Source organism: Paraburkholderia kirstenboschensis, from assembly GCF_904848585.1.
Taxonomy (GTDB): domain Bacteria; phylum Pseudomonadota; class Gammaproteobacteria; order Burkholderiales; family Burkholderiaceae; genus Paraburkholderia; species Paraburkholderia kirstenboschensis.
Window position 1 is genome coordinate 1 of sequence record NZ_CAJHCR010000046.1, and the last position, 9,679, is coordinate 9,679.

The following is a 9,679-nucleotide window of genomic DNA, read 5'->3' on the forward strand; positions in this document are numbered from 1 at the left end:
CTGTGGTTGGAGAGGCCGGTGAGAGACGCTGCCGGTCCATGAGCTGCGCCACCTGGCGCAGGACGTCATCCTGTAGCTCGTGGGCCTCGTCAAAAGCCGACAGGAACGAGAAGACGCCGGCCACAATGGCCACCACGAGGATGGCCAGCGACAGGGTGAAGGACAGCTTGATCCGAACCGATTCGTTCAAGCGCCTTTTGAGACCATCCATCCGACTCCCCTTACGTTCTTGATGATCTCGCTCCCGAGCTTGCGCCGCAGCGCATGGATCAGAAACTCGACGGCATTGCTTTCGACCTCTTCCCCCCAGCCGTAGATGCGATCCTCCAGCTCGCTGCGCGAGAGAATAGCCCCGGGCCGAACCAGCAAGGCTTGCAGCAGCGAGAACTCACGGTTGGACAGTTGCGCCGAGGGGCCACCGTTGACGCTGGCTTCCTTCGTGGCCGGGTCGAGCGATACCACGCCGTTGCTGAGAACGGGCACTGCGGTGCCGCCTTTGCGCCGCAGGACGGCGCGCATCCGGGCCAGCAGCTCCGCCATCTGAAAGGGCTTGAGCACATAGTCGTCGGCCCCACCGTCCAGGCCGCGCAGGCGGTCATCCAGGCCATCGCGCGCCGTGATGATGATGAGGGGAATCGGGTTGTCCTTGCCACGGATGCTGGCCAGCACCTCTAGCCCATCCTTGCCGGGCAAGCCCAGGTCGAGCAGCACCAGGTCGTAGTGCTGGCACCCCAGTGTCGCGAGCGCCGTCTGCCCGTCCTTCACCCAGTCAGCCGCATAGGACACGTCCTTCAATGCGCCCTGAATGGCTTCACCGATCATAGGATCATCTTCGACCAGCAATACCCGCATCCGCCCTCCTCTCAATCGTTGTTCAATGTGCCGTCCTGGCCGCCTGCTGCCTGAACAGCAGGATAGCCGTCAGCATGAAAGCGAGCAGCGCGGCCGATGCCGAATAGCGGCTGAAGGCCAGACCGCCCGCGCTCAGCGGCTTGTCCAGAAAATCATCGACCACGGCACCCTGCGGGCGGGGCAGGATGAACGCCGCCCAGAGCAGCAGAGTGCGGAACACGCCGGTCCAGTAGCAGGCTGCCACGACCAGGCGAGCAGCCCTCCGAACACGATGGCAGCGCCTGTGTGTAACCCAGGCCCGCCGTGTCGGCCGTCCCGTCACCCACGCCGTACCCAAGGTCTGGGAGAACATGATCGTAAGCCAGTAGACGGATTCCGCCGTGGGCGAACTGACGGTACTCACCGACTCGGACCACTCCCCAATCAGGCCTTGCCTTGCAGCGTGTCGAAGACTTTCAGCAGGTTCGCCATGGCTGCCTTGCAATCCGCCTGGTTCGGCAAGTCGGCACGCAGGGCGGCCAACGCCTTGTCGATGGCCTTGTCGAGCACATGCCAGTCTTCGGCTGCCCGTGGTTTTAAACCTGCCTCGGCCGAATCCCACGAGACTTCCAGGTCCTTGATGCGGATCCTGGCTGCGGGCAGATCGCCCTTGTCCACAATGGTGGCCGCATCCGCGGCGATGCTGCGGAACGCCGACAGGTCGCCCAGTCTGGAGGCGGCTTTGCCCTGCGGTGCCGAGGCAGTCTGGGCCGGTGTGGTAGGTGCTGTGCTCGCGTTGCTCTGATCGGCTGGCCTGGAACAACCGGCCGCCAGGGCCAGAAGCAGGCCTGCCAACACGGCGGTCACAGGACGAGCGATCGAGTGCTGCATGGGCATGATTTTTCCTTGAGAGTAGAAAGGGGGTTTACTCGGCGGCTTGCGCAGAGCGGCTTCCGTTCATGCCGCTCTGTGCAACGGCCACGAGCATGACGATCACCGAAAGGAACAAGGCACTGGTCCACATGGCGCCCATGCCAAGGCCACCGTACGCGTTGGCTTGCGTCAGCAGATCGCCGAGCGCGGCCCCAAACGGACGAGTGAGGATGTAGCCGATCCAGAAGGTCAGTCCCGCATTGCCACCCATGCGCCAGGCGGCGTAGGTAATGCCGATCAGCGCACCGAACGCCACCGCGCCCCACGTAAAGCCTAGGCCCAATGCCTCGGTGGCCAGGTCGCCAGCAGCGGTGCCCAGCGCGAAGGTGCAGAGGATGGCAGCCCAATAGAACAGCTCTCGACTGCGCGTCACGATGTCATGGATGGACAAGGTGCGCTCGACCCGATACCAGACAAAGAAGATCGCGGCGAGCGCCACCGCGAACGCCGAGGTGCTGATGTACAGGCTGACGCCCAGGCCATCGGTCAGCAAGTCGGTGATCTGGGTGCCCACCACGCTGACCAACACCACCGTCAGCCAGTAAATCCAGGGGGTGTAGCGGCTGGTGCGCAACTGCATAAGTAGGGCTGCCGCCAGCAAGGCGGCCATGACCGTGCGTGTCACGCCCTGGCCCAAGCCCGCGTTGACCGCCAGGAAATCGGCTCCCGTCTCGCCCACCGTGGTGGACATGATTTTGATGATCCAGAACGACAGCGCGACTTCCGGGACTTTGTTGAGCCAGCCTGTGAAGCTGGCCGTGGGCATTTTGTTCAATGTGTTCTCCTGCCGATGTGAGGTCTTGTAATCAGTCTGACCAGACTGGCTTAGCCGAGCCATTGGTTCAGTCGCGCACCCATCCCAGCGTGATCAGCCTGCCGAAAAGCCTGCGATGGATGCCAAAGGCAAGCTGATAGCTCGGCTCGAGGTACCAGTCTGCGGCGCGCAACGTCAGCCAGGCACTGAGCGCAGCGACAGCGATGGCTCCGAGCATGTCGAGCGGGAAGTGAACCCCCAGGTATATGCGCGCCCAGGCGATGGGTGCGCCCAACAAGGCCAATGCGACGCCTGCGCGCTGCAGCTTTTGCTGAAGCAGGAAGCTAAGGGTAACCGACCACCACAGCGTCAGATGATCGCTTGGGAATGATGAATCAGCGACGTGCGGAATGAGAGTATGACCCAGCCCGATCATGAAAGGCCGGGGATGCGACCAGGCCAGGCCGATGAGTTGGTTGATGAGCAACCCCATCAGACCCGAGGCCGTGGCAATGAGCATCGTTTTCCGAGTCCCCTCGTTGCCGCGCAACCAGCCGATACCGATCAGGGCAGGAATGATCCAGATAAGCCATTCCGCAAGGAAAGTGGTCAGCGTCAACACGAGGGCATTCGGGTATTCAGGCGCGTTGAGCCATAGAAAGAGTGTTTGATTGAGATGTTCCATGAGGTCTCCGGGCCAGACCACCGCGTCACGCGTCATCCGGCCACACTGGCGGTGTCAGTCTTGCTTGTCGTTGTCGTCATCGTGATCCCCCTTGTCCTCGGCAGACGAGATGACCGTGCCCTTGTCAGGATCAACCCGCACGTCGAAGACCTTGGCGCCGCTGACGACTTCCACGTCGTAGACCCAACCTTGTTTCGAGTTCTCGTACTCGGCGCGTGACGCCTTGCCATTGGCGTGCTGTTCGGCAACGGTCACAGCCTGGGTGAGCGGAATCTTTGCTTTGCTGATCGCCAGGGCGTCGTTCTCCATGCCGCCTTTGGCGGCGTAGGCGACAGCGCCAGTCGTGACCATGGCGATGGCAAGCAGGGAAAGTTTGGTGTAGCGGTACATGATGTTTCTTCAAAAGAGTGCAGGGATTTGCACGATGGAGAAGCTACGCAAGCAGACTTAGCTGCTACTGAGCGAGGCCGTGGCCGTTATCGCCGAAGACGGCAGGTAACGGCCTCGCGTGCAATATTTTCCATTCTCAGACGACCCCAAGATAGATCGTCCTTCCGCTCAATCAGTACTCGGGCCATAGGGACGGCTGCCGTATAAACAATCATGGGGCTGTCACTAGTCCGACAGCCGTCCCATACACCCACGGCAGCACAGCTCCGGCGGTGAGACCCGGCTGGGACAGATCAGCCTGCGCGGCAACGTCTATCTGCGCACGCTGCTTGTTCAGGGCGCCCGAAGTACGTTGCAGTCGGCGTTGCGTGCGGATCCCACGCACGCAAGCCTGCTACAACGGTGGATCAGACAGCTCCACGAACGCAAGGGCTATCACAAGACGCTGATTGCGATTGCCAACAAGCATGCCCGGATGTTGTGGGCGATGCTCGCAAAGAACGAACACTACGACGCCGATGCGTGGCAACGCCATCCCACGCATCCGCCGTTATCACCCGCTACAGCATGACCCGGTTAGCCTGAGATTCACCTACTGCTCGACGCGATAGCAAGACGAGGTCGGACCGAACGGGAGAAGAAACCGACGATTCTGTTGGCGAGTCATCATCGCACGCGGCGTATCACTGCGCGCCTGTTCGCCGGTTTTCAAATAGGGTTCTCGTGTGCGGCTCATATCGTGGCCCGCCCGGCACGTTCCGGGCAACAAGGCCGTTTGCAAAGACGCAGTCTGTTCCTGGTCTTGCTTCGACGCGCAAGCCTCACCTGACAACAGGGAGCCGATATGGCCGGCCACCAACTGGACCACCCGCAACATCGACGCCGCGCATTTGCCGGCGCTAACCAAGCTCACCCCGATCTTGACTTTCGGGGGAAGTCCTTGCAAACAGTATCAGAGTCCACGGTCATTCATCTTGTGGAGTCAGGCGGCGGGTCTTCCGCAGTCATCCAACTACCACAGCACTTGTTGGTCAGGCGGCTTAGCGGGAGTCGGACACGCGGACATTGAATCATGCGGTCTCGACAGCTTGTTTTGCGAGTAGCGACACGGAAAGCGACGCGACGCGCTTCACAACAAAGAGAAAGTCGGTATAGATCGAGTTACCGGTTCGACACGTGCAACGGACGCGGAGGAGCTTGCTAAGTGTTTCCTAAGGTTCGCGGACCATGGTATAGGTAACTCGGTGCATGCGAACGAGTGGTTCCTTCACGACGAGTCGCCCTGCACGGATGTGAAGCACGGAGGGATCGTGATACCGCATCTGACCTGTCAGCGCTTACTGCGGAGTTCGGCCATTGTGCTGGCGTTCGCCGCCTCGCCCTGCACGCTGCAAGCGGCCGAAAGCATCTTGGCGACAACCGGGCAGGCTGCCACGCCTGAAAAGAATCCGCCGGGCGACATTCCTGACACGCAGGTCTTCGTAACCTACCAGTCTCCGGCAGGCTTTTCCCTCAAAGTGCCCGAAGGTTGGGCGCGCACGGAACGCCGCGACGGGACGCGCTTTGCCGATAAGTACAACGTCGTCGAGATCAGTATTGCACCTGCCGCGAGCGCGCCGACGGTATCGTCCGTTACTGCGCGCGAAGCCGCCGAACTCGCAAGGACCGGTCGTGCGATCAGGATCGGTGCCATCAAAAACGTATGGCTGCGCAGTGGGGCAGCCGTGCTGATTACCTACACGTCGAATTCCGAACCGAACCCGGTCACGAACAAGCAACTTCGTCTTGAGAATCGCCGGTATTTAATCTATCGAGGCGGCACACTCGCTACGCTCGACCTCTCCGCACCGCTTGGAGCCGACAATGTCGACCAATGGAACCTCATGGCCAATTCGTTCCAATGGCGCTGATTTACCTCGGCTCGAAGCGTTCGAACTCTACCGCTTCTACCACAGCGGAGACGACGAGACCGCCGCGCTCAGGGGCGTCTCACTGCAACTGTGCGCAGGCGAATTCGTCGCGTTGCTGGGACCCTCCGGCAGCGGCAAGTCAACGCTCCTCGCGTGTCTTGCGGGACTGGAGGAACCGGACGGCGGCCATGTCGATGTGATGGGCCAACGCCTGTCGCGCCGGCCCGAAGCGGTGCGTGCGGCCTTACGGGCGCGCCACATCGGCTTGCTGATGCAGTCGGCCAACCTGTTCGAGCACCTCACCGTCGAGGGCAACATGACGCTGCAGATGTCGCTCGCTGGCAAGAATGATCGCGACAAACTTGACGCACTGCTTGATGTGACCGACCTGGCCGCGCGACGCCGCGCGTATCCGTCGCAGTTGTCCGGCGGCGAAGCGGCGCGTGCCGGGCTCGCGGTGGCGCTCTCGGCCGAGCATAAGATGCTCCTTGCGGACGAGCCCACCGCCGAAGTCGATGCCGCAACCGAAACCGTGATCGTGAGTCATCTGGTCGAGCGATGCCACGGTAACGGTGACATGGCGCTGATCGCGACGCACAGCGAGGCTCTGGCTGCGCGCGCTGACCGCGTGCTCCTCATCCACGATGGGAGGCTCGACGATGCGTGACGTGCTGATCGAAGCGCGATCGCTCAGCCGCACCTATCGGCATGGCGAGAGGCAAGTCGTGGCGCTCGCCGCGGCCAGCTTCGTCCTCAATCGAGGAGACCGCATCGCGCTGGCGGGCCGTTCGGGGAGTGGCAAGACGACCTTGCTGCACCTGATGGCAGCGCTCGATACGCCGACGAGCGGCGTGATCGATTGGCCTGCGCTCGGTGCGCGCGACACGCTGCTGCCCGCAAGGATCTCGCTCGTGTTCCAGACGCCGAGCCTGCTGGAGCCTTTGACGGTGAGCGAAAACGTTGCGTTGCCGCTCCTGATAGCCGATGCGGCCGATCCCGCTGACCGCGCGAGCGGTGCCAAACGCGCTGTGGCCGCTGCGCTTGCCAGGTTCGGTCTCGAGGCGCTTGCGCAGAAATTGCCAGAGGAACTCTCGGGCGGGCAAATGCAGCGCGTGGCGATGGCGCGCGCTACGGTCGGACGACCGCTGGTCATTCTCGCCGACGAGCCCACGGGCCAGCTCGATCAGGCCACCGGGCAGGCCTTGCTCGATGCACTCATCGCGCATCTTGCCAACACGCCGACGGCGCTCGTCATCGCCACTCATGATCCGGCTGTTTCAGCACGGATGAACACGCTCTGGCGCATGGAGCGTGGCGTGCTCACCGAAGCCGGGCCGACAGCGAGACAGCCATGATTGGCCTTTGGCTTATCGGACTTGTAAGGCACCGCGGAGGCCGGCTCGCGGGCATGACGGCTGGCGTCGCGGTGACGGTCGCGCTGGTCGCATCGCTTGGCGCTTTCATCGCGCAAAGCACCGCTTCGATGACACAGCGGGCGAGCGCGAGCCTGCCCGTCGACTGGCAGGTGCAACCAGGACCGGCGACGATGGGCGCGCTTTCGGTCCACGAAGCGGCAGCAGCCGTCGCAAAGGCCGCGCGCGTCACGAAACAGCAAGCTGTCGGTTATGCCGATGTCGACGGCTTCGAAGCGACGACAGGAGAAACCGTACAGACGACCGGACAGGGCAAAGTGCTCGGTCTTGAAAGCACGTACTTCCAGGACTTTCCCGCTCAATTCCGGCTGCTGCTGGGTAATCCGGATGGTGCTCTGATTGCTCAGCAGACCGCCGCGAACCTGCATGTGACCATCGGCGATACGGTAAGTATTCATGGTCCGGGCGTGGCTGCGGCCAATGTGCGGATTGCCGGCATCGTCGATTTGCCGAACGCCGATGCGATGTTTCAGGCGATCGGCGTCGCGCCTGTCGCAGCGCCGCAAGCGCCTCCGGACAATGTGCTTCTGCTTCCGATGGACGCGTGGCAACGCCTGTTCGGCGCAGAGGCGGCAGCCGGAGCGCGTCGGTCGCGCATCCAGCTTCACGTCGGACTCGCGCATGACGGTTTGCCGGGCGATCCCGAAGCCGCCTTTGCTCAGGTGCAGGGCGCTGCAAGGAACCTCGAGACGCGCATTGCGGGCAATGCGCTCGTTGCCGACAACCTTGCCGCGCGGCTCGACGGTGTGCGCAGCGACGCGCTTTACGCAAAGGTGCTGTTTCTGTTTCTGGGCGCACCCGGCGCGCTTCTCGCCGCGTTCCTGACGATCGGAGTCGTTGCTGCAGGTTCCGGACGGCGACGCCGAGATCAGGCACTCTTGCGAATCCGTGGCGCATCGCGCGCCCAGATCATGAAGCTGGCGGCGGTCGAAGCGATGTGCGTTGGCGTCGGCGGTACGCTTGTTGGGTTGATCCTTGCCGCGTTGTTGTCGCGTCTGTTTCTCGGCGCCGGCTATTTTGGGGCTTCGCCGATGGGCTGGGTCGCCTGCGCGGCCATAGCGGGCGTCGTGCTGGCGAACGCGGCGATTCTCGTGGCAGCATGGATCGGTGCAAGCACGACGTCGGTCACGAGCGCCCGCCGGATGACGGGTTCCGCGCGTCCGCGCCTTTGGCAACGGGTCTACCTCGATCTCTTCCTGCTCGCACTGTCGGCCATCATCTTCTGGCGGACCTGGAGCACCGGGTATCAGGTCGTGCTGGCTCCCGAGGGCACGCCGTCATCGTCGATCGATTACGTCGCCTTCCTCGCGCCCGTCCTGGCCTGGGCCGGATGCGGCCTGCTGACCATCAGGCTCGGTCTCGCGGGATTGCGGCGCGGGCGCGGCGCGCTCGCCATCTGGCTTCGTCCGCTTGCGCATTCGCTTGCCGGCGTGGCCGCGGCGGCGATGAGCCGGCAGCGCAATCGAATGACGCAGGGCATCGCGCTTATCGCGTTGGCGTTCGCGTTCGCGACGTCCACGGCCGTGTTCAACGCAACCTACAATGCGCAGGCGCTCGTGGACGCGGAACTCACAAACGGCGCAGACGTGACGGCGACCGGGACTTCGCAGGCGCCCGCGTCAGCCAGATTCGCCGAACTTGCTGCGTTGCCCGGAGTCAGCGCCGCGCAGCAGATGCAGCACCGTTTCGCCTACGTGGGCACGGACCTGCAAGACCTGTATGGCATCGACGCCCGCCACATCGGACAAGCGACGCGCATGGCCGACGCCTATTTCGAAGGCGGCAATGCGCAAAGATCGCTCGACTTGCTCGCGCAATATCCGAACGGCATCCTCGTATCCGAAGAGACCGTAAAGGACTATCAACTACACCCGGGCGACGAGATCAACCTTCGCCTTCAGAACGCAAGCGACCATCAATATCATGTGGTGCCGTTTCGTTTTGTTGGCGTCGTGCGCGAATTCCCGACCGCGCCGCGCGACTCATTCCTCGTCGCGAATGCCGGCTACATCGCGCGGCAAACCGGCACGAGCGCGGCGGAAATCGTGTTGCTGAAGACAGCGGCGCCGCCTGAACAGGTGGCCGTGGCCGCGCGCGCCACGGTTGCGCCGTTTGGCGCGATCAAGGTCACCGACATCGGGCAGGCGCAGCGCGTGATCAATTCGAGCCTGACGGCCGTCGATTTGCGCGGGCTCACGCAACTCGAACTCGGGGCCGCAGCGTTGATGGTCGCCGGCTCAACCGGACTCATGATTGCGCTGGGTTTCTTCGATCGGCGGCGCACGTTTGCGATTCTGACCGCGCTCGGCGCCACGCCGCGTCAGCTTGGTGCATTCTTGTGGAGCGAGGCGCTCGTGCTCCTGCTAGGCGGGGCGGCCATCGGAACGCTGACGGGCTTTGCATTGGCGTGGATGCTGGTCAAGCTGCTGACCGGTGTGTTCGATCCTCCACCCGAGCGCCTCACTGTGCCTTGGGTCTTTCTGGCTTTCCTCGCCGACGTGGCGGCGCTGTCGGTGGTGATTGCGGTGATCGCCGCTTTTCGCGAGACGCGCGAGTCTGCTGTCGAGCGCATGCGTGAACTGTGACACCAGCGAGCATGCATGCTCGACGGCTCACGCCTGCACGGCGCCGCCTCGATCCGCGTTGCCTTGTAGCGTTTGACACGAGAGAGGGAAAGCACGTTCTCCCCCAAAACAATTGGTCGACTCGGCAAGAGGTATCAAAAGCGAGCGCAGCGCCGACG

At 63.0% G+C, this 9,679-nt stretch carries 9 protein-coding genes and 3 pseudogenes; 5 read left to right on the forward strand and 7 right to left on the reverse strand.

The window, feature by feature from the left end:
- The 7 genes and pseudogenes from JMY24_RS37565 to JMY24_RS37595 form a co-directional block, all read right to left on the reverse strand.
- Positions 1-211 (reverse strand): annotated as a pseudogene (locus JMY24_RS37565) (two-component sensor histidine kinase); the annotation flags it as partial.
- The gene (locus JMY24_RS37570) at positions 187-852 is read right to left on the reverse strand and encodes a response regulator transcription factor (RefSeq protein ID WP_201704059.1); all 666 of its coding nucleotides are present in this window, start codon (positions 850-852) and stop codon (positions 187-189) included. The gene JMY24_RS37570 and the pseudogene JMY24_RS37565, both read right to left, overlap by 25 nt.
- A gap of 22 nt (positions 853-874) precedes the next feature.
- Positions 875-1,264: pseudogene (locus tag JMY24_RS37575) on the reverse strand (COG4705 family protein); the annotation flags it as partial.
- Between the two features lie 11 nt (positions 1,265-1,275).
- A complete protein-coding gene (locus JMY24_RS37580; protein ID WP_128598547.1) occupies positions 1,276-1,728 on the reverse strand; it encodes a hypothetical protein in 453 nt (150 codons plus the stop codon).
- A 28-nt stretch (positions 1,729-1,756) separates the two neighbouring features.
- Positions 1,757-2,530, reverse strand: coding sequence for a COG4705 family protein (locus JMY24_RS37585; RefSeq protein WP_459564434.1), 774 nt, complete (start codon positions 2,528-2,530; stop codon positions 1,757-1,759).
- 76 nt (positions 2,531-2,606) lie between these two features.
- Positions 2,607-3,203 (reverse strand): undecaprenyl-diphosphatase, encoded by a 597-nt coding sequence (locus JMY24_RS37590; protein WP_128598545.1) that lies wholly within the window; start codon positions 3,201-3,203, stop codon positions 2,607-2,609.
- 54 nt (positions 3,204-3,257) lie between these two features.
- Positions 3,258-3,593, reverse strand: coding sequence for a PepSY domain-containing protein (locus tag JMY24_RS37595; protein ID WP_128598544.1), 336 nt, complete (start codon positions 3,591-3,593; stop codon positions 3,258-3,260).
- 250 nt (positions 3,594-3,843) lie between these two features.
- Between JMY24_RS37595 and JMY24_RS39850 the strand changes: the two are divergent.
- The 5 genes and pseudogenes from JMY24_RS39850 to JMY24_RS37620 all read left to right on the forward strand — a co-directional run.
- Positions 3,844-4,164 (forward strand): annotated as a pseudogene (locus JMY24_RS39850) (transposase); the annotation flags it as partial.
- A gap of 739 nt (positions 4,165-4,903) precedes the next feature.
- Positions 4,904-5,503 (forward strand): hypothetical protein, encoded by a 600-nt coding sequence (locus JMY24_RS37605; protein WP_201704061.1) that lies wholly within the window; start codon positions 4,904-4,906, stop codon positions 5,501-5,503.
- Positions 5,457-6,170 carry an ABC transporter ATP-binding protein gene (locus JMY24_RS37610; protein WP_128598543.1) on the forward strand — a complete coding sequence of 238 codons (714 nt, stop codon included), beginning with the start codon at positions 5,457-5,459 and terminating at the stop codon, positions 6,168-6,170. The genes JMY24_RS37605 and JMY24_RS37610 overlap by 47 nt, the downstream gene beginning before the upstream one ends.
- Complete coding sequence (locus JMY24_RS37615) at positions 6,163-6,858, forward strand: ABC transporter ATP-binding protein (protein WP_201704063.1); 696 nt, start codon at positions 6,163-6,165, stop codon at positions 6,856-6,858. The genes JMY24_RS37610 and JMY24_RS37615 overlap by 8 nt, the downstream gene beginning before the upstream one ends.
- Positions 6,855-9,521 (forward strand): ABC transporter permease, encoded by a 2,667-nt coding sequence (locus JMY24_RS37620; protein WP_201704065.1) that lies wholly within the window; start codon positions 6,855-6,857, stop codon positions 9,519-9,521. The genes JMY24_RS37615 and JMY24_RS37620 overlap by 4 nt, the downstream gene beginning before the upstream one ends.
- The last annotated feature ends 158 nt before the right edge of the window (positions 9,522-9,679 follow it).